This window comes from Arcicella rigui (assembly GCF_034929435.1).
Classification (GTDB): Bacteria; Bacteroidota; Bacteroidia; order Cytophagales; family Spirosomataceae; genus Arcicella; species Arcicella rigui.
On sequence record NZ_JAYFUM010000007.1, the window covers coordinates 228759 to 251164 of the forward strand.

Annotated in this window: 16 protein-coding genes; 9 read left to right on the plus strand and 7 right to left on the minus strand. The window is 37.3% G+C overall.

Translation table 11 applies throughout. The features are described from left to right. Nucleotides 1-38: 38 nt before the first annotated feature. Nucleotides 39-3899 (minus strand): DNA-directed RNA polymerase subunit beta, encoded by a 3861-nt coding sequence (rpoB, locus tag VB248_RS07210; protein ID WP_323296135.1) that lies wholly within the window; start codon nucleotides 3897-3899, stop codon nucleotides 39-41. A gap of 519 nt (nucleotides 3900-4418) precedes the next feature. Here rpoB and VB248_RS07215 point away from each other — a divergent pair. After that, a complete protein-coding gene (locus VB248_RS07215; RefSeq protein WP_323296075.1) occupies nucleotides 4419-4928 on the plus strand; it encodes a gamma carbonic anhydrase family protein in 510 nt (169 codons plus the stop codon). A gap of 143 nt (nucleotides 4929-5071) precedes the next feature. Beyond that, the gene (locus VB248_RS07220; protein WP_323296076.1) at nucleotides 5072-5464 is read left to right on the plus strand and encodes an HIT family protein; all 393 of its coding nucleotides are present in this window, start codon (nucleotides 5072-5074) and stop codon (nucleotides 5462-5464) included. Between the two features lie 215 nt (nucleotides 5465-5679). On the opposite strand, the gene VB248_RS07225 is transcribed toward VB248_RS07220, so the two are convergent. Beyond that, nucleotides 5680-6705, minus strand: a complete 1026-nt coding sequence (locus VB248_RS07225) for an NAD(P)H-dependent glycerol-3-phosphate dehydrogenase (protein WP_323296077.1) — start codon at nucleotides 6703-6705, stop codon at nucleotides 5680-5682. Between the two features lie 289 nt (nucleotides 6706-6994). Further along, the gene (locus VB248_RS07230; RefSeq protein ID WP_323296078.1) at nucleotides 6995-7561 is read right to left on the minus strand and encodes a DUF6580 family putative transport protein; all 567 of its coding nucleotides are present in this window, start codon (nucleotides 7559-7561) and stop codon (nucleotides 6995-6997) included. A gap of 194 nt (nucleotides 7562-7755) precedes the next feature. Here VB248_RS07230 and VB248_RS07235 point away from each other — a divergent pair, with 194 nt between their 5' ends. From VB248_RS07235 to VB248_RS07245, 3 genes are all read left to right on the plus strand, one after another. Beyond that, a complete protein-coding gene (locus VB248_RS07235) occupies nucleotides 7756-8889 on the plus strand; it encodes a 5-(carboxyamino)imidazole ribonucleotide synthase (RefSeq protein WP_323296079.1) in 1134 nt (377 codons plus the stop codon). 180 nt (nucleotides 8890-9069) lie between these two features. After that, complete coding sequence (gene purE, locus VB248_RS07240) at nucleotides 9070-9555, plus strand: 5-(carboxyamino)imidazole ribonucleotide mutase (protein WP_323296080.1); 486 nt, start codon at nucleotides 9070-9072, stop codon at nucleotides 9553-9555. 201 nt (nucleotides 9556-9756) lie between these two features. Next, nucleotides 9757-10422 carry a LysM peptidoglycan-binding domain-containing protein gene (locus VB248_RS07245; protein WP_323296081.1) on the plus strand — a complete coding sequence of 222 codons (666 nt, stop codon included), beginning with the start codon at nucleotides 9757-9759 and terminating at the stop codon, nucleotides 10420-10422. A gap of 172 nt (nucleotides 10423-10594) precedes the next feature. Here VB248_RS07245 and VB248_RS07250 read toward each other — a convergent pair whose 3' ends face one another. Together VB248_RS07250 and VB248_RS07255 are read right to left on the minus strand one after the other, a co-directional pair. Then, on the minus strand, nucleotides 10595-11602 hold the full coding sequence (locus VB248_RS07250) for a Gfo/Idh/MocA family oxidoreductase (protein ID WP_323296082.1): 1008 nt from the start codon (nucleotides 11600-11602) through the stop codon (nucleotides 10595-10597). Between the two features lie 178 nt (nucleotides 11603-11780). Then, nucleotides 11781-12995 carry an acyl-CoA dehydrogenase family protein gene (locus tag VB248_RS07255; protein WP_323296083.1) on the minus strand — a complete coding sequence of 405 codons (1215 nt, stop codon included), beginning with the start codon at nucleotides 12993-12995 and terminating at the stop codon, nucleotides 11781-11783. Between the two features lie 213 nt (nucleotides 12996-13208). Here VB248_RS07255 and VB248_RS07260 point away from each other — a divergent pair, with 213 nt between their 5' ends. The 3 genes from VB248_RS07260 to VB248_RS07270 all read left to right on the plus strand — a co-directional run bounded on the left by VB248_RS07260 (nucleotide 13209) and on the right by VB248_RS07270 (nucleotide 19520). Beyond that, nucleotides 13209-13781, plus strand: a complete 573-nt coding sequence (locus VB248_RS07260) for an adenylate kinase (protein WP_323296084.1) — start codon at nucleotides 13209-13211, stop codon at nucleotides 13779-13781. An 84-nt stretch (nucleotides 13782-13865) separates the two neighbouring features. Beyond that, nucleotides 13866-14915 (plus strand): GTPase ObgE, encoded by a 1050-nt coding sequence (gene obgE / locus VB248_RS07265; protein WP_323296136.1) that lies wholly within the window; start codon nucleotides 13866-13868, stop codon nucleotides 14913-14915. A gap of 267 nt (nucleotides 14916-15182) precedes the next feature. Continuing rightward, nucleotides 15183-19520, plus strand: a complete 4338-nt coding sequence (locus VB248_RS07270) for a T9SS type A sorting domain-containing protein (RefSeq protein ID WP_323296085.1) — start codon at nucleotides 15183-15185, stop codon at nucleotides 19518-19520. A 78-nt stretch (nucleotides 19521-19598) separates the two neighbouring features. On the opposite strand, the gene VB248_RS07275 is transcribed toward VB248_RS07270, so the two are convergent. Together VB248_RS07275 and VB248_RS07280 are read right to left on the minus strand one after the other, a co-directional pair. Further along, nucleotides 19599-20414, minus strand: a complete 816-nt coding sequence (locus VB248_RS07275; RefSeq protein ID WP_323296086.1) for a phytanoyl-CoA dioxygenase family protein — start codon at nucleotides 20412-20414, stop codon at nucleotides 19599-19601. A 407-nt stretch (nucleotides 20415-20821) separates the two neighbouring features. Next, nucleotides 20822-21547, minus strand: a complete 726-nt coding sequence (locus tag VB248_RS07280; RefSeq protein ID WP_323296087.1) for a phosphatase PAP2-related protein — start codon at nucleotides 21545-21547, stop codon at nucleotides 20822-20824. 162 nt (nucleotides 21548-21709) lie between these two features. Between VB248_RS07280 and msrA the strand changes: the two genes are divergently transcribed. Further along, nucleotides 21710-22375, plus strand: coding sequence for a peptide-methionine (S)-S-oxide reductase MsrA (gene msrA, locus VB248_RS07285; protein ID WP_407652881.1), 666 nt, complete (start codon nucleotides 21710-21712; stop codon nucleotides 22373-22375). Nucleotides 22376-22406 lie beyond the last annotated feature (31 nt).

The following is a 22406-nucleotide window of genomic DNA, read 5'->3' on the forward strand; positions in this document are numbered from 1 at the left end:
AAATCGGCACACGATGACCGTGTGCCGATTTTTATAGATTACTCTAAAGTGATTTCTAATGCTAAACCTCTTAATTCGTGAATCAATACGTTGAATGATTCTGGAATACCTGGTTTTGGCATACTTTCTCCTTTAACGATAGCTTCGTAGGCTTTCGCTCTACCAATCACGTCATCAGATTTTACTGTTAAAATTTCTTGTAAGATGTTAGCAGCACCGAAGGCTTCTAATGCCCAAACCTCCATCTCACCAAAACGCTGACCACCGAATTGAGCTTTACCACCCAATGGTTGTTGTGTAATTAATGAGTATGGTCCGATTGAACGAGCGTGCATTTTATCATCAACCAAGTGACCTAATTTCAACATATAGATAATACCTACTGTTACTGGTTGGTCGAACATTTCACCTGTTAAACCATTGTATAAGTAAGTACGTCCCCATGCTGGTAAGCCTGCTTCTTCTAATTCTTTAGCAACTTCTGCCTCAGTACCACCGTCGAAGATTGGTGAAGCGTATTTACGACCAAGTTTTTCACCTGCCCATGCTAATACGGTTTCGTAAATCTGACCGATGTTCATACGTGAAGGTACACCCAGTGGGTTCAACACGATTTCAACTGGGGTTCCGTCTTCTAAGAATGGCATATCTTCATCACGAACGATACGGGCTACAACCCCTTTGTTACCGTGACGACCCGCCATTTTATCACCTACTTTCAACTTACGTTTTTTAGCGATATATACTTTCGCTAATTTCACGATACCTGCTGGTAATTCATCACCTACTTCAAGAACAAACTTCTCACGTTTGTAGCGACCTACTACTTCGTTACGACGAACGTTATAGTTTTTCACCATTTGTAATAAAAGAAGATTTGTTTCTGATTCTTCAGTAGCGTTTTCAAGAATTAAGTCAGCTAATAAGTTAGCTTCTTCTGGAACGCTGTATGAACTATCATCACGGTACAAGTTTTTCGCTGGGAATAAAGCTTCTTCGATAATACGACCTGTAAACTTAGTGCCAGCTTCGACAATTACCGTTCCGAATTTATGTTTGATACCAGCAGAAATTTTACCTTCTAACAATTCAATCATCTTTCTAATCATCGTAGCACGGATGGCCGTCAAATCTTTAGATAATTGTTTCGATAAAGAAGCAATTTCTTTTTTCGCTTTCTCACGTTCGTCTTTATCTTTCTTAGGACGGCTGAAAAGTTTAGTATCAATTACTACACCTTTCAATGATGGAGGTGCTTTTTTAGAAGCATCTTTCACATCACCTGCTTTATCACCGAAGATAGCACGTAATAATTTTTCTTCTGGAGTAGGGTCAGATTCTCCTTTTGGTGTGATTTTACCAATCAAGATGTCTCCTTCTTTTACTTCAGAACCTACACGAATTACACCGTTTTCATCCAAGTTTTTCACAGTTTCTTCTGCTACGTTCGGGATTTCAGCCGTTAATTCTTCTTCACCACGTTTTGTATCACGTACTTCTAACTCAAATTCTTCAATGTGAATAGAAGTAAAGATATCATCACGAACAACTTTCTCAGAAATTACAATCGCATCCTCGAAGTTGTAACCTTGCCATGGCATGAAGGCCACTTTCATGTTACGACCTAAGGCTAATTCTCCTTGCTGAGTAGCGTATCCTTCACAAAGTGCTTGTCCTTTCGTAACTCGCTGTCCTTTACGAACGATTGGCTTTAAGTTGATAGTAGTATCTTGGTTAGTTCTACGGAACTTGATGAGTTTATACTCTTTAGTATCTCCGTCAAAACTTACTAAGTACTCTTCTGGTGTCATATCGTATTTTACTACGATTTTGATACTGTCAACATATTCAATTACACCATCTGCTTCAGCAACTACCAAAGTACGTGAATCTAAAGCAACGCTTGCTTCAAGACCAGTACCTACAATTGGGTTTTCAGGACGCAACAAAGGCACAGCCTGACGTTGCATGTTTGAACCCATCAAGGCACGGTTAGCATCATCATGCTCTAAGAATGGAATCAATGAAGCCGCTACCGATACAATTTGGTTTGGTGCAATATCCATTAATTGAGCTTCCTTAGGGTCAACTAATGGGAAGTCACCTTCAAAACGTGCTTTTACTCTGTTTGAAAAGAAAACACCATTTTCGTCGTACTGAGCATTTGCCTGTACAATGTTTTTGCCGTCTTCTTCTTCAGCAGTAAAGAAAGTAATTTTATCTACTTGCACTACACCGTCTTCGATAGTACGATAAGGCGTTTCGATGAAGCCCATCGAGTTGATTTTTGCATGCACACAAAGTGATGAAATCAAACCGATGTTTGGTCCTTCTGGCGTTTCGATAGTACACAAACGACCGTAGTGCGTATAGTGAACGTCACGAACCTCAAAACCTGCACGTTCACGAGATAAACCACCTGGTCCAAGAGCTGAAAGACGACGCTTGTGCGTAATCTCTGCCAATGGGTTGGTTTGGTCCATGAATTGTGAAAGCTGGTTTGTACCAAAGAATGAGTTGATTACCGACGAAAGTGTACGAGCATTAATCAAATCAACTGGTTTGAAGTCTTCGTTATCACGAACGTTCATACGTTCTTTGATTGTACGAGCCATACGAGCCAAACCAACACCAAATTGTGCATATAATTGCTCACCTACTGTACGAACACGACGGTTAGACAAGTGGTCAATATCATCAATTAGTGCTTTTGAGTTAATCAATCCGATTAAGTATTTCACGATAGAGATAATATCTGCTTTCGTTAATACTTTTGTTTCCATCGGAATATCATGTCCCAATTTCTTGTTAATTCTATAACGACCTACTTCACCTAAATCATAACGTTTGTCAGAGAAGAACAAGTTTTGGATAATATCACGAGCAGTCTGCTCATCAGGTGCTTCTGTATTACGCAACTGACGGTAAATTTGCTCAACCGCTTCTTTTTCTGAGTTCGATGAATCTTTCTGTAAAGTATTATAAATGATGTTGTAATCATTCACGTTCATATCTTCTTTATGAAGAATGATAGTGTCTAAATCAGCATCAATGATAGTATCGATGTCGTCAGAAGTAATAGTAGAATCACGCTCTAATAATACTTCGTTACGGTCGATAGAAACTACTTCACCTGTATCTTCATCTACGAAGTCTTCTTGCCAAGTTCTTAAAACCCTTGCAGCCAAACGGCGACCAACAGCTTTATTCAAATTAGCACGGTCAACTTTAATTTCTTCTGAAAGACCGAATAAATCTAAAATGTCTTTATCCGAACCATAACCAATCGCACGTAAAAGAGTCGTTACTGGGAACTTCTTCTTACGGTCGATATAAGCATACATTACGTTGTTTACGTCAGTAGCAAATTCAATCCAAGAACCTTTGAATGGAATGATACGAGCTGAATATAATTTCGTACCATTAGTGTGGCGGCTCTGCGAGAAGAACACACCTGGTGAACGGTGTAATTGAGAAACGATTACACGTTCAGCACCATTAATTACGAAAGAACCACGCTCAGTCATGTAAGGAATATTTCCTAAGAACACTTCCTGTTCGATAGTTTCGAAATCTTCGTTGTCTGTATCATTACAGATAAGGCGTAACTTTGCTTTCAAAGGTACTGAATACGTAAGACCACGGTCGATACACTCATCAACAGAGTATTTCGGTGGATCTACTGAGTAATCAATAAAGTGAAGGACAAAGTTTTCACGAGAATCGGCAATTGGGAAGTTCTCAGCAAATACTTTGAAAAGACCTTCGTCAGTACGATTCTCCGCTGCGGTTTCCAACTGGAAGAAATCCTGAAACGACTTAACCTGAATATCCAAGAAATCTGGGTACTCAAGTAAGTTTTTGACTTTGGCAAAAGAAATTCTGCCCGTTTTTGTCATCTGTGTCAAGGCTGTTACTGTTTTGAAGTTTACAATCTGTATTTTTTGTACCGTAATTAAAAAAATTAAAGCACAGCTATCTGAGTGCTAAATAAGCACCGATAATTGGGCTTTGTACATTGAAATTCTTTTTCAATTACAGTCAAAATCATACCTAAAAAATTCTTTAAATCTATGACTTACAGCAAGTTAGCGTAAGTGCAAAAATGAAGCCTCGTAGAAGTGAGTAAATTATTCCCCTTTGCATTCTTCCTACGAAAAAAGGATGTGTTTCGGAAATAATTACCTTAAAAAACTAATTGAGATTTGATATTGTTTCAATTAGCTTGCAAAATTACAGATTTTTATTTGATTATCAATAGATTAGCACAAATAATTTCGGAAAATATTTTTTAGAAAAACTATCTCTTTTTAAGCAAAATAAAAGCTCTTTTCCCCGTTTTTAGGAGTAGCTTCTTTGCTTCATTTTGTATATTTGTTGCTCGGAGAAATATTCATTTTTTAATCATTTTTATCAAAATGCCTTTAATAAAACCAGTGAAAGGAATCTCGCCAAGTGTTGGTGAAAATTGTTGGATTGCGGAAAATGCTACCCTTGTTGGCGATGTAAAACTGGGTAAAAACTGTACAATTTGGTTTAATGCAGTAGTCAGAGGCGATGTAAATTCGGTAGTAATTGGCGACAATTCTAATATTCAAGATGGTGCCGTTATTCATTGTACTTATCAAAAAACTAAAACGACCATCGGTAATTATGTATCAATTGCCCATAATGCTATCGTTCATGGCTGTACTATTGAAGACAAAGTTTTGATTGGAATGGGGGCAATCGTAATGGATGGTGCAGTGATAGAAACAGGTTCAATTATTGCCGCAGGAGCAATCGTTACTCAGAATACTCGTGTACCTTCGGGTTCAATTTATGCAGGAAATCCAGCAAAATTTCTGAAAAATGTATCGCCAGAAGCTGCCGAAGTATTTATGCGAACAGCCAATAATTATATTATGTATGCTGAATGGTTGAAGTAGCTGTTAGCTTTTAGCTGTGAGCCATGAGCTTTGAGCTTTTTGTATTAGATGGTTACTTATAAATGAAATCACAATTAATTAAACTTACAGCTTTTAGCTCATAGCTCACAGCTAAAAGCTAAACAGCTTAAACAAACTTTCTCATGCCAACTATATTCACAAGAATTATTAATGGAGAAATCCCTTGTCACAAAATTGCAGAAGATGAAAACTTTCTTGCTTTCTTAGACATCATGCCGCTTGCCGAAGGACATACTTTGGTTATTCCGAAAAAAGAAATTGATTATATTTTTGATTTAGACGACGATTTACTTGCAGGTTTAATGCTTTTTGCCAAAAAAATTGCTCCAGCTTTACAGCAAGCTGTTCCTTGTAAAAGAATCGGTGTGTCGGTAATTGGCTTAGAAGTACCACACGCTCACGTGCATTTAATTCCGCTGAATACGATGAACGATATTAATTTTACCCGTGAAAAATTAAAACCTTCGCAAGAAGAGTTGAAGGCTACGGCAGATAAGATTAAGGGGTATTTATAATTTGAAGGTTTTGCTTTCAAATTTGAAAATTTGATGATTTGAAAATTTAAAAATGTTGTACTTAGAGAGTTTTCCGATTTGAATCTAAGTAAATTTTGAAAAGTGTATAAATAACATTGCTTATTTGAAAATAATCAACTCATTTTCAAATAAGCAATGTTATACTTAGCAATATCTTCAAATTTTCAAATTACCATATCTTCAAATTGCAAAATCTACTTCAAATGCGTTTTTAGAATATTAATTTCAGCAATTGGGACGGCTCTTTCGTAGAGAATTTTATATACCGCATCAATAATTGGCATTTCTACGCCATATTTTTGATTGATTTGATAAATACTTTTCACAGCATAATAGCCTTCGGCAATCATATTCATTTCTATTTGGGCAGATTTTACAGAGTAACCACGCCCAATCATGTTTCCAAAAGTACGATTTCTTGAAAACTGAGAATAAGCTGTCACCAACAAGTCGCCCAAGTATCCCGAATTATTCAAATCTCTTGAAACTTGTGGATAAGCAAAATCTAAAAAGCGTTTAATTTCCTGCATGGCATTAGAAACCATTACTGCCTGAAAGTTGTCGCCGAAACCTAAGCCATGTGTAATACCACAAGCCATTGCTACGACGTTTTTTATTACAGCACAGTATTCTACGCCGTACAAATCCGCAATCGGGTTGGCTTGTATGTACCTACAACTCAACAAATTTGAAAACTCTTGTGCTAAATGAATGTTGGGTGAGCCAATCGTCAGGTAAGATTGTTTTTCTAAAGCTACTTCTTCGGCATGGCAAGGGCCAGCAATTACGCACATTTGCGTAAGAGGTACGCCAAATACTTTTTCCATCCAGTCTGTCACCAGCATATTTTCGTCTGGAATCATCCCTTTAATGGCAGAAACCACCTTTTTCCCTGCAAAATGATTGCGGGTAAGGTTCTTGAGTGCATCAGGAATAAATGCGGCAGGTACTGCCAAAATCACATAATCGACCCCATAAAGTGCATCATACATTTTGTAATAAGCCTTTACTTTTCTTGGATTTAGCAGTGCGTCGGTCAAATAACTTGGATTATGATTATACTTTTTAATAAAATCAACGTCCGATTTTCGGCGAAGCCACCACTTTATTTTAACATTGTTTTCTGTTAAAATCTTTATAATAGCCGTTGCCCAACTACCACCGCCCAATACAGCAATTTGTGTGGGTAAACCTTTTTTAAAAGCAGGTATTTCTGTCATAGTGAATTGAAGAGGAGAAAAAAACGAAATACTTCATCGCCAAAATGCTTAGTAGAAGTATTAATTATTAGCCTCGATGACCCAACTTGATGCTTCGATACATCAGATTAGATTGATATAAAGGTTGCTTTGCAAATCTAACAAGGCTCTGAACAAAAAGAAAACAAAACCAAATATTATTTGTACCGAATTTTTAGGTAAACTAACGGTGTGCTAAACTCCTTTTTGAACTTGAAATAAAAAAATAGTGCAGGTTTGCCTACACTATTTTTCCTAAAAATTTGTGCGATTACTGTAATTGTAAAGCCTTGTTGTTGGCGGTTGCATATTCAAATGCCCCGAACATAATAGCTGAGAAAAGTAAATTACTTACTAAAGTGTTTTTCAAAAATGGTAAAGCCATTGTATAGCAAGAAACTAATCCTTCAGTAGTTTGTGGATACATCGTTCCGCCTGTCCACACAAAAAAGTTTGATACGATGAAAAATACCAATGTTCCCAACAAATTTGCCAAAAGTAAATTTGTAAGATTCACTTTTTTCAAGAAAACAATTCCTACTGCTACTACTAAAGCAAAGCTGATGAACACGGCTGTTTCAAAACCAAATGAAAAAGTTGGATACCATTGTTTATAAAAAACATTATTCAACACTAAATTAGATAACCAAAGAGCAAGCATAGGCACAGCAAAAGCCCAGTATTTTTTAGTAAAATACGCTCCGCCAAACAAAGCCATTGTGCCTACTGGAGAAAAATTGGACATTGAAGGTGATAAAACTGCTAAGAAACGGCTTCCTGCCGCCAATAAAACAATCCCTACTAACAAGCCAAAACGAAGATTTATTGAATTTTTCATGAATGTATTTCCCTAAATATGTCCTTTTATTATTTATCAATACACAAATTTACTAAGGTTTACAGATTTCAGCGTAATTTTGTTGTAAATTTAAAATAGGTGAAAATCTGTGGGATAAAGAACATTGACGAATTTTTCTTGAAAGTCCTAAATCTCAAAATCTTAAAGCCCCAATCATTTACTTCCAATATCAAATGTTTTCAAAAGACTTCAAATTAGGTTTATTAGGTGGTGGTCAGTTAGGAAGAATGCTCCTCCAAGCCGCCATTGATTTAGATATACACGTAAAAGCCCTCGACCCAGACCCTGATGCTCCTTGTGCTAAAATTGCCCCAGAATTTGTAGTAGGTTCGTTTCTGGATTTTGATACAGTGTATCAATTCGGACAAGACTGCGAGGTAATTACGATTGAAATTGAAAACGTAAATTTGGAGGCTTTAAAAAAACTTCGTTCAGAAGGAAAAAAAGTTTTCCCACAACCAGAAGTATTAGAAATTATTCAAGATAAGCGTGTTCAGAAACAGTTTTATGCAGATAATAATTTGCCTACTTCTGATTTTATTTTGACTGACACCGTTGAAGATATTGCCCAAAACCTTGATTTTTTACCTGCTTTCAACAAATTGGGTAAAGGTGGCTATGACGGAAGAGGCGTACAAAAACTCAGTTCGGCAGCAGATTTGCCTTTGGCGTTCACTGCTCCAAGCTTATTAGAAAAAGCAATTGATTTCGACAAAGAAATTGCAGTAATAGTAGCCAGAAACGAACAAGGAGAAGTGAAAACTTTCCCAACGGTTGAATGCGTTTTCCATCCTGTGCATAATTTAGTGGAGTACTTATTTGCCCCTGCCGAAGTAAGTGAAAAAATACACGAAGAAGCGAAGAAAATTGCGATTGAAACGGCTGAAAAATTGGGAATTGTAGGTTTGTTGGCAGTAGAAATGTTCTTGACGAAAGACGGGAAAATCTTAATCAACGAAGTAGCTCCACGCACGCACAATAGCGGACATCACACAATTAGAGCCAATCATACTTCACAATTTGAACAACATTTGCGAGCAGTTTTAGGCTTGCCTTTGGGCGATACTACCGCACATTCTAAAGCCGCAATGGTAAATTTATTGGGCGAAGATGGTTACTCTGGCGAAGCCAAGTACGTAGGAATGCCAGAAGCTTTGGCAATTTCGGGAGTATTTCCATTTTTATATGGAAAGAAAATCACAAAACCATTCCGTAAAATGGGTCACGTTACGGTTGTGGATGAAGATTTAACCTCTCTCAAAGCGAAAGTACAAGCTGTAAAAGAGACTTTGAAAGTAATTTCATAAGTTTTTTGTGATTGAATAAGGGTAAAGTATTCCTAAAAAATGGATTTTCTTGATTTTTGGCTAAGTTTTTGTGGCTTTTCACAATGAAATTTCAAGTCATCCTATTCGGCATACTTTCAATAGCATTCTTTTAGAAAAGCTAAATTGAATATTTTATTAAAATTAAATTAACCCATTACAATGGTAGGAATCATTATGGGCAGTATTTCAGACTTGAAAGTCATGCAAGAAGCTGCCGAAGTTTGTAAACAATTTGGAGTAGCTTATGAGATTGACATCGTTTCGGCTCATAGAACACCTTTGAAAATGATTGAGTACGCCACAACTGCTCGTGAGAAAGGGATTAAAGTAATTATAGCAGGTGCTGGCGGGGCGGCTCATTTGCCGGGAATGGTTGCTTCGGTAACGACATTGCCTGTTATTGGTGTGCCTGTAAAATCGTCTAACTCTATTGACGGTTGGGATTCTGTACTGTCAATTTTACAAATGCCTTCGGGTGTGCCAGTAGCCACTGTTGCCTTGAACGGAGCAAAAAATGCGGGCATTTTGGCGGTTCAAATGATTGGTATTGAAAACAAAGAAGTAGCAGAAAAATTAGAAGTTTATAAAACTGAGCTTAGTGATAAAGTGGCAGAAATGGTGAGCGATTTGCACAAAACACTTTAAAAAAATAGGCTTAAAAGTACTCTTGAAAATCGCTATGCTTAATCATTTAATTTAATCATAGCGATTTTATTTTTAATATTTTTAGTATAAATTATTGAAAAGCAAACATTTAAAATATATATTAGCAATTATAACTCCGCATTTGTAGAACATAACTTTAAATTTCTTGATTGAATAATCCTCACCAAATATTACAAAATTATGGAAGACTATCGTAACCCAAAACCCGTAGAAGAAAATTCAAACGTCCCGATGATTACGCTGATGGTGTTAATCGCTATGGTGATTGCTTTACTTTATGTTGGTTGGCAGTCGATGAGTAATGACGTTGAAAAAACAGACATTGTACTAAGTACTCCACCAGATGCCGTTGCGATAAAAGGACAGAATGACGAAGATGTTGTTGCTGCTCCATCCACAGAAACAACGTCGGATGAAAATGAAGAAAAAAACGCCGCTAAGGCTGAAAACGAAGATGTAACCGAAAGCAAAAAAGAAAAAGAAACCAAAAAAGTAGAAGAAAAAAAGAAAGAACCTGAGAAAAAAGTAGAAGTAATTACGACCAAAGGCGAAACTTATATTCATACTGTACAAGCTGGTGAAACTTTTTATGGCATTGCTAATCGTTATCGTTTAGGAAAATCGGCTCTTCAAAAACTAAATCCTGATGTTGAACCAGAAGGAATAAAGGTAGGAATTACAAAATTAAAGGTTAAAGTAAAAGCTATTCATACTGTTGGGCCGGGAGATATTTTGAGAGTAGTAGCACAGAAGTATGGCGTAAGTAAACAAGCCATTATGGAAGCTAACAAAAAAACAAAAGATATTACAGAAAGAGGCGAGCGACTCATTATTCCAATAGAATAAATATCAATTATCAAAAAAGGTCAGGATTTTACACCTGACCTTTTTTGATATATAAATCTGAAAAAAGAGAATGTTAAGTAAGAGTGCTGAATTGTGAGTGAGGATTTTTTACAATATGAGACATCTGTTTGATCTGCTTTTGTACTTACTAAAACCGAAAATCTATCAAAACCTATCGCTGCTTTACTTGTTCCATGATTTTTATTTGTTCCAATACTTCTTCTGGTTTTACCAAAAGTTCAGCTTTACCAGTAATGGCTTCGTAGAGATTTTGGAAAAGTATTCCCCAATCTCCTTTTAGCGTCTCTATCGTTCCTCTGAAATGTAAACCATTTACATCGCTGTTTAAAATTCCTTGATTACTGGCAGGTTCAATGCCAAAACCCTCCATGTTGGGCAAAATTCCTGCTTTCAAATGGTCTTCTTGTACATCAATGCCATACTTTACAAACGAGCCTTTTGTACCGTGTAAAATATATCTTGGCCCTTCTTCTCGCACCATTAAACTGGACTTTAGCGTCACTTTTAATTTTCCATAATCCAGTCTTATATCAAAAGCATCATCAATTTCTGAGCCTTCTCTTTGGGTAAAAGTTTCCCCCCAAACACTTTGCGGAATACCAAAAAGTACAATCGACTGGTCGATAATGTGAGCTCCCAAATCATACAAAATGCCATTGGCTGGAGTCATTACTTCTTTCCATTTTTTTGCATTCAATACAGGTTTGTAGCGGTTGAAAAGTATTTCACAAGAGAGTACTTCGCCAATAAAACCTTCATTGATGATTTTTTGTACGGTCATAAAATCGCTATCAAAACGGCGATTTTGAAAAATGGATATTACTTTCCCTTGCGTTTTAGCTAATTGAATTAATTCCTCCGCTTGGCTTACAGTTGCCGTAAATGGTTTTTCTACTAAAACGTGTTTGTTTGCCAATAAACATTTTTTGGCAAAATCGTAATGCGTATCATTTGGCGAACAAATACTTACCAAGTCGATAGAATCGTCGGCTAATACTTCTTCCAAACTTTTCATTACTTCAACCGCTGGAAAGTACGCTTTAGGATTCTGGCTATTTGAAACAATCGTTTTTAGATTGAAGTTGGGGTTGGCTTCATAAAATGGGGCTTGGAGGTATCTGCCTGACAAACCAAAACCAATAAGGGCGACGTTGAGCATTTTAAATTTGTTTATGGTAAGGTTGCTTTAGGCTATAAGCTGTATGCTTTATGCAAAAAAATGTGCTTGCCTAAAGCTTACGCATAAAGGATATAGCATACAGCCTAAAGCTAATTTTCAACTATCAAAGCTAAACCAAAATCGTTCAAATTCTACTCTTGTTTGGTAGAATTTGAGCTTATTTTTTCTTTTTATTCAAACCATAATTTGAAAGAATCGAACGAGCTAAAGCAGATTTATGTACTTCGTCTGCTCCGTCGTAGATTCTGGCGGCACGTTCATGACGATACCAGAATGAAAGAAGTAAATCATCCGTCATGCCATACGCTCCATGAATTTGAATGGCGTGGTCAAGTACTTGAAGCATCATTTTGGCACAGAAAAATTTGATTTCAGAAATCTGATTCCGTACTGCCGATGCTCCGAAATTATCAATATTTTGGGCTGTTCTTAATACCAACAAACGGGCTGCATCAATTTCTGCTCTACTTTCTGCAATCCAAAATTGAATGGCTTGCTTTTCGCCCAGTACTGTGCCGTCGCCCATACTTCTGCTGGCTGCGTATTTACACATTAAATCAAAAGCACGTTCGGCAATGCCAATCCATCGCATACAGTGGTGGATTCTACCTGGCCCTAAGCGTTCTTGTGCCAACTTAAAACCCATGCCTTCTTCGTCTATTAGGTTCGTGATAGGTACTCGTACATTTTCGTATCGTACTTCTGCATGGCTTGCCCAATGGTCTGATGCCTCGCCCATAATAGAAATATTTCTGACCAAAGTAAAGCCTTTAGTATCTGTCGGCACAATGATTTGGCTCGCCCTTTGGTGCGGGGCTGCGTCTGGATTTGTAATTGCCATGACTACCGCAAAGGCCGCACCGTCGGCAGATGAAGTAAACCATTTATGACCGTTGATGACGTACTCGTCGCCTTCACGAACGGCGGTTGTTCCTAAATTGATAGGATTTGAACCTGCAAATTCGGGTTCGGTCATCGAAAAGCAAGAACGAATTTTACCTTCTATTAAAGGATGTAAAAAACGTTTTTTGATGTCGTCAGAAGCATAACGAGCGATTAGTTCCATGTTGCCAATGTCGGGAGCTTGGCAATTGAAAGTATAATGCCCGAAAGGAGTGGAGGCAAGTAATTCGGAGACTTGCCCGAATTCACAAAGTGTTAGTCCGAGTCCGCCTTCTTCTTCGGAATGTTGTAAACCCCAAAGTCCGAGCGACTTTACTAAAGCTCTTTTTTCATCCAATACTTTCGCCACTTTAGAGAATTTACCCGTTAGGTTTTCAGCATTTTCTAAAGGATAAATTTCATTGACTAAAAAATCTTTGATGATAGGTAAGATTTTACGAGTTTTTTCGGTGGCAAAAAGTTCTTCCATAATGCTTCAATGATGAATGTTGACTTAGAAAAGTTTTGTTTTTTGTAAAATTAATACAAAATAGTATGCTTGCATAAGAATATGGCATAAACTTAATCTTCAACTCATTTACTAAATTCTCAGACATTTATCACATAATTCACTGTGGTTCTCGTAAATTTGTAATCTTATAACAAAACAATAATCAAGAACTTTTAAAATAACCGTGTAACAATGTTAAATCTCGTCTTATTCGGCCCTCCGGGTGCAGGTAAAGGAACACAATCTGCTAAATTAATTGAGAAGTACCAGTTAGTTCATATTTCCACAGGTGATATGTTCCGTATGCACATTTCCAACAACACTGAGCTTGGGCAAAGAGTAAAGCAAATTTTAGCTGATGGGCTTTTAGTGCCAGATTCAGTTACGATTGATATGTTGGAAGAAGAAGTGAAAAATAATCCAGAGGCAAAAGGCTTTATTTTTGATGGATTTCCTCGTACAGTACCACAAGCTGAGGCTTTAGATGCTTATTTAAGTAAAAATGGACAAAAGATTAATGGCGTTGTTCAGTTGGATGTAAACGAAGAAGAAATCAAAAACAGAATTGCTGAAAGACAGAAAGTGTCGGGTCGTGCAGACGACGATGCGGATAAATTATTGAAGCGTATCGACGAATACTTCTCTAAAACAGTTCATGTATTACCTTATTATGATGCTCAGGGCAAAGTAGCTAAAGTAAATGGAATTGGCAATATCGAAGAAATTTTTACTAATATCTGTACTGCAATTGATGCAGTAAAATAATTTAAGAAATGGGTAGTTTATGTTGGGTTTTACTTAACATCCAACATAAATTACCCTTTTTTAAATCAATCATTACCAAATAATATCATGGCATCCAACTTCATTGACTACGTAAAAATTAACGTCCGTTCGGGCCACGGAGGAAGCGGTTCAAGCCATTTCCGTCGTGAAAAGCACGTCCCCAAAGGTGGCCCAGATGGTGGTGATGGCGGTCGTGGAGGTCACGTTGTGCTAAAGGGAAATTCTCAGCACTGGACTTTACTGCATTTAAAATATCAAAAACATATCTTTGCTAAAGACGGAAAAGGAGGCGAGGGCGGACGACGCTCTGGGCTTCAAGGCGAAGATGCTATCATTGAAGTTCCACTCGGAACGATTGTAAAAGACCCCGAAACAGGAGAAGTTTTGGCAGAAGTGACCAAAGACGGCGAAGAAGTAATCCTTTTGAAAGGCGGAAGAGGCGGTTTGGGCAATACCAATTTTAAGTCTTCAACCAACCAAGCACCCCATTATGCACAACCCGGCGAAAGGGGAGAAGATATGTGGGTGATTTTGGAACTAAAAGTACTGGCAGACGTAGGTTTGGTGGGCTTCCCAAATGCAGGAAAGTCAACTTTACTTTCGGTATTGTCGGCGGCTACACCAGAAATTGCGGATTATCCATTTACCACCCTAACACCTAATTTGGGCGTTGTGGCTTACCGAAATTTCAAATCATTTATTATGGCAGATATTCCGGGTATTATCGAGGGAGCTGCTGAAGGTAAAGGCTTGGGAACAAGATTTTTACGCCATATCGAAAGAAATTCAATTTTATTATTTCTTGTACCTGCTTCGGTAGAAAATATCGAAGAAGAGTACCTCATCCTTTTGAATGAACTGAAAAAATACAATCCAGCTTTGTTGGATAAAGAAAGAATTTTGGCAGTTTCAAAAATGGATTTAGTCAATTCTGAAGAGGATAAAGAAAAAATCATTCAACAAATTCCAGCAGGTTTACCGTATGTATTGATTTCGTCGGTAATGCAACAAGGTTTGGTTGAATTAAAAGATTTGCTTTGGAAAACCTTACAGAATGCTCAACCAGCGAATATTTCAGAGGAATCCACGCAGGAAGAACTCGATTCAGAATAACAAGAGTACTGAGTTATGAATTTTAATTCACAACTTAGCATTCACAATAGTAGTGTACGAAAGACTGTGAAAATTTTAGATTTGGAATTTATGATGAGGTAATTAAATGTTTTATAATTTTATCCAATTTCCAACATTAGAAATCCTAAATCTGTAATAGCCTTTCAACTTTCGTACACACTAATCTCACAATTCAATACTCAAACTTACCTGTTTAATCTATTTTTTGTTTTAAGTAGCAAACCCAAGCACTGAATACAATACATAATGAAAAGAATCTGTACTTCTCTTCTTTTGGTTTGGTTAATTTTATCGTACTCGATAACATCAGCTCAAACGACACCCACAATTACTGCCACAGGCGTTTATACTTGTACTGGACAAGGCACTTCTCAACTTACTTTACCTACTGGCTATGCTGTATATCAATGGCTTGATGCTAATAATGTTGCGGTAGGTAGTTCACAAACTTATCTTGCTTCGCCCGGCACATATACAGCCAAAGTCAAGAAAAATGTGGGCGATGCTTCCTTTACTAATGTAGCGGCATTTACTGTCACTTCGATAGTACCCACAGCACCCGTTCTGACAGCACCTTCAGACATCGTTAGTCCCGTTTGTGCCACTGCCAGCAGAAGCCTAACAGCCAGTGGCGGTAGCAATTATACATGGTTTAGAGATAACGTATCTTTGGGCGTAAGCACAAGTACGCTGAATGTTACAGGTACATCTGTAAGTACAGCAGGTACTTATGTTTATACTGTTTCTTCAACGAATAGTGTTACAGGTTGTAGCACGCTTAGTAGCAGTTCCGTAAGTTTGAAAGTTTCGCCAAAACCTACTACGCCAGTGATTGCTTCTGTAAGTAATGATTTGGTTTGTGGAACAGCTACACAAACTTTAACCGCCACCAGCGGAGGAACAAGCTATACTTGGAAACGAGAAGGAACAAGTTTGAATACTTCAACCACTAATAGCCTTAGCGTAAAAGGTACAGACGTAAGTACTGCAGGAGTATATGATTTTACGGTTGTTTCGCAAAACGCTGTCGGTTGTACTTCTGACGAATCTGCCGTAGTTAGTTTGAAGTTATCGCCAAAACCTACTACGCCAGTGATTGCTTCTGTAAGTAATGATTTAGTTTGTGGAACAGCTACGCAAACTTTAACAGCCACCAGCGGAGGTACAAGCTATACTTGGAAACGAGAAGGAACAAGCTTGAATACTTCAACGACCAATAGCCTTAGCGTAAAAGGTACAGATGTAAGTACGGCAGGAGTATATGATTTTACAGTTGTTTTGCAAAACTCAGTCGGTTGTACTTCGGATGAATCTGCCGTAGTAAGTTTGAAGTTATCGCCAAAACCTACTACGCCAGTGATTGCTCCGTTGACATCCAATTTATTGTGCGGAACTGAGACAAAGACACTCACAGCTACCAGCGGAGCAACTGCTTATACTTGGAAACGTAGCGGTACAAGCCTTGCCAATACAACCAATACACTAACGATTGCCTTAGCTGATGTAGCCACGGCAGGAATATATTCATACTCGGTTATTGCTCAAAATTCAGTAGGCTGTCTTTCAGACGAATCGGCAACGGTAAAAGTTGTACTTTCTCCAAAACCAGCTAAACCAGTGATTGATGCCTTGAATATTACAGACCCGATTTGTGGAGTAGGTACAAAAACACTTACGGCAACAAGCGGAGGAGCGTATTATACTTGGAAAAGAAACACTACGGTATTGAGTGATACTATCAGTACTTTATTAGTAAAAGGAAATGATGTACTTCTGGCAGGTACTTATAATTATAGTGTTACTTTGGAAAATAGTTTCGGTTGCGTTTCAGATGAATCATCTGCTGTTGCCTTGAAAGTATCTCCAAAACCAGCTACCCCAACGATTTCGCCAATTACTAAACCATTGGTTTGTGGAACAGATTCAAGAACACTTACAGCCAGTAGCGGAGGGGCAGCCTATATTTGGTACAGAGGCGATAAATTACTGAAAAGTACGAGCAGTGCCATTACCGTAACAGGAAGAGACACTACCGTAGGTGGAAATTATACTTTTACCGTAGCTTTACAAAACTCGGTAGGTTGTGCTTCTGATTATTCTACGGGTGTTACTTTACAGTTATATCCAACAGTGCCTTCAAAACCTAATATCACAGCCAGCGGAAAAACTACTTTCTGTGAAGGTGGAAGCGTTACACTTACGTCTTCTTATACAGCCAGTAGCAACGTATGGTCGAGAACTTCGGGTGCTGATACTACAACTGTGTTGACTACTGGAATAAAAGTCCTTAAAACCAATACTTTTATTGTAAAAGCAAAAGATGCAAATGGCTGTTTGTCCTTAGCTTCAGATTCAGTGAAAGTAACGGTAAATGCAAATCCAACTGCTCCAATTATTGCAGAAGGTACTTCTGTAAGTGTTTGTCAGCTTGATAGTATTAAGTTGAATGCTAATAATAAAGGAACAGGTTCTTATTTATGGAATACTGGGGCAAAAACAAGAAGTATTTATGTGAAAACTGCTGGTAATTACAGCGTTGCTTATACCGATAGTAATACTTGTGTGTCGCCTACTTCAGCACTTACCGTATTGAAAGTGAATCCTTTACCTGCCAAACCAACAGTAACAGCCGTGCGACCAGTAGAGTTTTGTGCAGGTGATTTTACCACATTAAGAGGGTCAACGGCTTCGGGATATATTTGGAGTAATGGAGCAACTACTTCTGAAATAACGGTAACTTCTTCTGCAAGTATCACTCTTAGAGTAGTTTCGGACAAAGGTTGTAAATCAAAAGATTCTTCGGATGTCGTAACGGTTATTTCCAATCCTTTGCCTGCAACGCCTTCAATTGTGGCAAATGGTCCGCTGAAATTCTGTCCTGATTCAACAGTAACATTAACTTCATCAGCAACACAGAGTAAATATGTTTGGACAGAACTTACCTCAAAAACAGTATTAGACAGCACTAAATCATTAGTCGTTGGCGACCCCGGCGTGTATGCTTTACAAGTAATCAGTGCTAAAAAATGTATCTCTAAAGTTTCAACAAGTGTAACGGTATCAGTGCGTGAAGCCCCTCAACCTGCCAGTATTTTGGCTTCGCCAACGGCAATTTTTTGTGAAGGGGGTTCTGTTACCTTAAAAGCACTTTTTGCCAACGGAAATGTTGAGAAATATAGTTGGCGAAATGAAGATACCAAATTAGAAGTAGCCACTGCTCAGGAATTTACTGTGAAATCTTCGGGTAAATTCTCAGTAAAAGTGCGAGATTCTTTTGGTTGTTTTTCGGCTTATTCAAAAGTAACCAAAGTAACAGTAAACCCATTACCAACCAAACCAACTATTCGTTTGGTGCGTCCTGTGAATTTCTGCGACGAAGACAGTACTGTTTTAGAAGCCAGCCTTCCGAATACAACGCCAAATGATACAAAGAACAAGAACGTGTACCAGTGGTCGATTGATGGAAAGGTTTTTCAAACAGGCAATGTAAGAGTACTCACTTGGAAGAAAGCCAGTAACATTACCGTAGCCATTACAGATACCAACGGTTGTAAGGCGGTGAGTAGTTCAGACGTAGTGACTACCGTTGTGAATCCTTTACCAGCTACGCCTTCTATTACAATTATTGGAGCAAATCCATTCTGTGCCGACAGAAACATTATTCTGAATGCAATTGGTGTAGAAGCCAGCACTTATAAATGGAGTATTTCAAATAGTGATAAAAGTACAATTTCAGTAAATAAAGCAGGGAATGTAACTGTGCAGTCGGTAAGTGCTTTGGGCTGTTTATCAAAACCTTCGCCTGCCATTACACTAAGTACTTATCCTTTGCCTGCTGCTCCACAAATTTCAGTAACATCGGGCAGTACCGTATTTTGTGATGGAAACAAAGTACGCTTTACTTCATCAAGTACCAATAAGGCTTATTGGTGGAAAAGTAGTACAGATTCATTGGGCGTAGGCGATAGCAATACTTCTCTCACGGCTTCGGTGTCGGGCAATTATTTTGCAAGAGTTCAAGACAAGAATACTTGTTTGTCTGCTCCGTCTAATTCCATTGCTGTTGATGTTCGTCCGCTTCCAACAGTGCCAGAAGTGAGTCAGGCAGGAACTTATACTTTGGATGCCCAAAGCAATGGCGACGAAAACGGCTATGTATGGAAATACAATAGCGAAGTTCAGAAAGCATTTACTTCAAGAGTAATCAAAGTAAAAAAAGATGGCGACTACCAAGTACAAGCCAGCATTACTTACTCGATTGCTTCGTTGCCAAGTGGTAAATTAGTTTGTTATTCAAATGCTTCGTCGGTATTCAAGTATAAACAAGATGTAAGTTTCGATGGCATGAGCATCTATCCAAACCCAAGTATTACAGGCGACGTTACGATTGAAGTGGTGGAAGATTTGGTAGGTTCTACTTTACAAGTTTTCACAATGGAAGGAAAATTAGTAGAAGAATTTAAAATAGATAAATTCGATGGACCAAAGAAAGTAACCCTTTCGGGTTCAACGGGAAATGCTTATATCGTAAAACTTAAAACCGACAGTTTTGAGAAGATTAAGAAAATCATAGTTTTAAAATAAGTAATCCCATAAAACATAAAAAAGGCTATCTGAACACTTGGTTGAGATAGCCTTTTTATATGAGAGCGAGTCAGAAAATTATTTCTGAACCACTTTTGCAAAGCGATGATAGAATGGTGTTTTACTATTTTCATTTTTAGGCATATACTTGCCTGTAATAATTGGCACATACATCACTCTACGGCGAGAAGCTTCACCAAAATTTGGCGATACTTCAACACGATGCCATAAACGACCATCATGTACTGTTAAATCTCCTGCTTCAATTTCAAAACCAACTTCACGTGCGTCTGGTGTATGGTCGATAAATTGTTTTTTGCCAAACAATAATTTCAATACACTTTGATTTTGCGTTCCTGGTAATACTCTCAATCCACCGTTTGAAACTGGGCAAGTATCCAAATGTACACCAACGTTTAGCATCGGAAGGATTTTTTGTCCTAAGAATAAATCACGAGGGCTGTCTGTATGCCATCCCATTTGTGTAAACTTGCTATTAGGTGCATTTACATAGTGATTGAATACCAAACCGTCTTTTTCGTCTTCGCTAATACGCCCATCATAAGGAGCTAATAATTCAACTAATAATTGCAAGCGAGGGTCTTTCAAAAACTCGCCTAAGATTGTGCTGTACTTGTTAGTAAAACACATTCTTTGAATCATTTTGTTGCCGTGTTCGTCTTTCCCAAACTTTAAAGGAATGCCGTTGATTTTATCAATGCCATCCGCTAACCATTTCTTTTCAATTTTATCTAATTCGCTGATAAACGTTTTGATAGTTTCGGCGCTAATGAAATTTTTAAATTGAATTACTCCATACTTGCGGAAATATTCTTTCTGCTCTGGGGTTAGCTTATCTCCCAACTGGAAGGTTTTGTACTCAAACTTTACCATATTTTTACCCTAAATTAAAAGTGGTTTGCAAGAACAAATTGTTTAAAAGTTCTTGGTACAAGACTAATTTGTGCATACAAATCAGGCTTATAAAAAATTGTACAAAATAAAGTTGACGGCTTTTAAACCGTTTCGTAGAAGCAGTTGGGCAGAACTACTTTTACAAATAACCAAAATCAATAATTTTTAGTTTTCAATTCTGGTAAAACAATGCAAATTAAAAGAATGTAATCAAATTGTAAATTTTTTATTAGAAAATTTACAATTTACCTTTATAATTCACAAAGAGTAGAATTGCTTGTATGAACAAGAACCATAAAATTACCTTTTTATGAAACAAAATTAAAAGGATTCCTGTATATTTTTTAATTAATGACTTAAAATACAAAGCATTATCATTATTGGACTTAAATAATTTTTCCAGCCAAAATAAAAACTATTTGCATGATTGCGTAGAAGCCTGCCATAATCACACAAGATATTTGCCAACGAAGCTGCAAAATGTAACGAGCCAAGAAATATGCTAAAACTGTAAAAAATACAGCTCCTAAAACATCTATGGTATAATGAACGTGCTGAATCAATAATAAAACAGCCAACACTACGGCGGCAATTGCTGAAATTACTTTTTCACGAGGCGTTTCTAAGAATAGCCAAATCATTACCATCGTTGAGGTATGACCAGAGAAAAATAAATCTTTGGTGATAGGTTCTGAATTTCCATAAATCGCTATTTCTGCGAAGGTATCATGCAGGATTACTAAATTTGCAGGCGGATTTAGCGGGAAAAGATAAATCGTACTCATCCGAAAGATAGTTTCTATCACGAATGTATAAGTAAACAGCAGGAGTACTTGTGGTTTTGTAAAAACCTTACAAAGCATGTAAATCAACATACCATAAATAGTAGTAAAAATGGGTGTTGAAACATCAAGAGCGGGAATATGATTTAGAACAAAATCTGAAAGTTCAATGCCTTCTCTTTTTTGAATATTTTTGAAATAAGTAGATAATTGAACTGCTCCAATGATAAAGATAATGATAGAAGTTAGGAGCTTTATGGTAAATTCACTTGAAGCTAAGGAAGTTTGCCAACGTTTTTTGATGCTTGCTGTATAACTTTCTTTAATCATTCGAGGTTTTGTTTTTGTAGCTATGTCGTTCATCAGACAAATGGTACTTTTAAAGAGTATTAATTTTGGATATTAATTCAGAATAAATTTTATTAAAGGGCGTTCTGAAAATGATTCAGAATAAAAATGCAAACTTACATTAAGTTTTAAATGTTATCAACAATGAAATCAAAAATCAATCTTCTTATTCTTGGAATATTTACATTATTTGTGAATGTTTCGTGTGGTCAAAATACTGATAATCAGAAAAGTACTAATAAAATGAGCAATAAAAAAAACAATCTTGAAGGAGCAGAAGTAATTACTTTAGGTGCTGGTTGCTTTTGGTGTGTTGAAGCCATTTTTCAACAAGTAGAGGGAGTATTACAGGTAGAATCGGGATATTCGGGTGGTCTTGTGAAAAACCCAACGTATAAAGAAGTGTGTACAGGAATGACAGGACATGCTGAAGTCGTTCAGGTAAGTTATGACCCGAAGAAAATATCTTTTGATAAAATTTTAGAAATTTTCTGGAAAACTCACGACCCTACTACGCTTAACCGACAAGGTGCTGACGAAGGCCCACAATACCGTTCGGCTGTTTTTTACCATAATGAAGCACAGAAAGCAACTGCCGAAGCTTGGAAAGCAAAATTGAATGCCGAACACGTTTTCCCGAATCCGATTGTTACTGAAATTACACCATTTAAGGTTTTTTATCCTGCTGAGGACTATCACCAAGATTACTATGAGCTAAACGGACATAATCCTTATTGCCAAGTAGTAATAAAACCTAAATTGGATAAATTTTTAAAAGTATTCAAAGACAATTTGAAGAAAACACATTAATCCTAACAGAGAAACCCATCTGAAAAATTAG

Coding starts and splice junctions, on each gene's coding strand:
- VB248_RS07270 (WP_323296085.1), top strand. CDS start 15,183: ATGAAAAGAATCTGTACTTCTCTTCTTTTGGTTTGGTTAATTTTATCG.
- VB248_RS07275 (WP_323296086.1), bottom strand. CDS start 20,414: ATGGTAAAGTTTGAGTACAAAACCTTCCAGTTGGGAGATAAGCTAACC.
- purE (WP_323296080.1), top strand. CDS start 9,070: ATGGTAGGAATCATTATGGGCAGTATTTCAGACTTGAAAGTCATGCAA.
- VB248_RS07235 (WP_323296079.1), top strand. CDS start 7,756: ATGTTTTCAAAAGACTTCAAATTAGGTTTATTAGGTGGTGGTCAGTTA.
- rpoB (WP_323296135.1), bottom strand. CDS start 3,899: ATGACAAAAACGGGCAGAATTTCTTTTGCCAAAGTCAAAAACTTACTT.
- VB248_RS07260 (WP_323296084.1), top strand. CDS start 13,209: ATGTTAAATCTCGTCTTATTCGGCCCTCCGGGTGCAGGTAAAGGAACA.
- msrA (WP_407652881.1), top strand. CDS start 21,710: ATGAAATCAAAAATCAATCTTCTTATTCTTGGAATATTTACATTATTT.
- VB248_RS07215 (WP_323296075.1), top strand. CDS start 4,419: ATGCCTTTAATAAAACCAGTGAAAGGAATCTCGCCAAGTGTTGGTGAA.
- VB248_RS07225 (WP_323296077.1), bottom strand. CDS start 6,705: ATGACAGAAATACCTGCTTTTAAAAAAGGTTTACCCACACAAATTGCT.
- VB248_RS07230 (WP_323296078.1), bottom strand. CDS start 7,561: ATGAAAAATTCAATAAATCTTCGTTTTGGCTTGTTAGTAGGGATTGTT.
- VB248_RS07255 (WP_323296083.1), bottom strand. CDS start 12,995: ATGGAAGAACTTTTTGCCACCGAAAAAACTCGTAAAATCTTACCTATC.
- VB248_RS07220 (WP_323296076.1), top strand. CDS start 5,072: ATGCCAACTATATTCACAAGAATTATTAATGGAGAAATCCCTTGTCAC.
- VB248_RS07245 (WP_323296081.1), top strand. CDS start 9,757: ATGGAAGACTATCGTAACCCAAAACCCGTAGAAGAAAATTCAAACGTC.
- VB248_RS07280 (WP_323296087.1), bottom strand. CDS start 21,547: ATGATTAAAGAAAGTTATACAGCAAGCATCAAAAAACGTTGGCAAACT.
- VB248_RS07250 (WP_323296082.1), bottom strand. CDS start 11,602: ATGCTCAACGTCGCCCTTATTGGTTTTGGTTTGTCAGGCAGATACCTC.